2 protein-coding genes are annotated in these 1,417 nt (G+C 33.9%); both read left to right on the top strand.

What is annotated here, in order from left to right; translation table 11 throughout:
- A partial coding sequence (locus B3J44_RS12440) for a PLP-dependent transferase (RefSeq protein WP_286968698.1) occupies window positions 1-488 on the top strand: 488 nt, incomplete at its 5' end.
- 327 nt (window positions 489-815) lie between these two features.
- Window positions 816-1,417, top strand: a 602-nt coding sequence (locus B3J44_RS12445; RefSeq protein ID WP_286968699.1) for a hypothetical protein, incomplete at its 3' end; no start/stop codon positions are given.

Below are 1,417 nucleotides of genomic sequence, written 5' to 3' on the forward strand. Positions count from 1 at the left end.
TAGGTCCAACAATGGATAGTTTGCGTTCGGCAAGTGTGATGAAAAACTTGAGAACACTTCATATTCGCATCAAACAGCACAGTCACAATGCGCATTATTTGGCTGACCAATTTGAAAAAGATGGTTTAAAAACGGTTTATCCCGGATTGAAAAGTCATCCGAGTCACGAATTGTACAAAACAATGATTAATCCAGAATATGGTTTTGGCGGAATGCTGACAATTGATGTTGGTTCTTTAGAAAAAGCCAATGAATTGATGGAGTTAATGCAAGAACGAAATCTAGGTTATCTAGCGGTAAGTTTAGGTTTTTACAAAACTTTATTTAGTGCGCCAGGAACTTCAACTTCGAGTGAAATTCCGTTAGAAGAACAAAAAGAAATGGGATTAACTGATGGTTTGATCCGATTTTCTATTGGTTTAGATAACGATATTCAACGCACTTACGAAATGATGAAAGCTTGCATGAAAGAGCTTGGAGTCTTATAAAAACGAAACATTTCTCTATAAATAAATTTGCACGATTTTTTATTAGTTTGTTTAAATCCGCTAAAGATTTTCTTCTCTTAGCGGATTTTTTTCGTTTACAAAAAAAACACTAAAAACTCATTTACAACAACTTAAACAACTTAAAAATGAATTATACACTAAAAACTAACAAATTTTACGATTAATGTTTTTTAACTCATCGTTTCTAATAAAGTTGTAAACACTAAAACGTTGTAGTGATTGGATTTCAGATTATTACGTATTTCAAATGTTAATAAAATATATTTTTGTCAGAAATTTAACCACTTAACTAACTAAAATGAAATTATGAAAAAACACCTACTTTTGTTTTATGCACTGTTTGCCCCTTTTTTATTTCTGCAAGCACAAGTGCATACGTCTTATTTATGGCATCTTCACCAACCGACTTATTGGGGAGATATAAGTAAGAAAAATCCAAATCGTTATCAAATCGTAAAAGAATCGCAAGACCTGAAAGTTTCTGGTGCCAACAATGACAAAAATGGTCTGGCGCATCCAACAAACAATCTTGAAGAAATTTTTGGTGCCGGAGATCGTGTTGCCGCTTATCAATTTGCACCAAAAAATGCAATTAATTCTATTCGTGATTTGAGCAAAGCAGGAGCTCAAATTACTTACGGCGGTTCTTTGATGGAAAATGTGAATGAATTAGCCCAAGCAAATCAATGGGGATATTCTAATTCTTGGACACAGAATATCAAAGATGCAAAAGCGTGGAAAACTTCTGGCGGATTTTCTCGTATGGAAGTCGTTTCTTTCACTATGCATCATGCGCTTTCGCCTTTATTGAGTGATGAAGCTTTAAAGAAAGAAATAAAAGCGCATCAATATTACAGCGCTCAATTATTTGGAAGCCACGATTCTAAAGGATATTGGCCAGCAGAATG

The sequence above is a fragment of the Flavobacterium sp. UBA4854 genome (genome assembly GCF_002399805.1).
GTDB classification, from domain to species: Bacteria; Bacteroidota; Bacteroidia; order Flavobacteriales; family Flavobacteriaceae; genus Flavobacterium; species Flavobacterium ginsengisoli.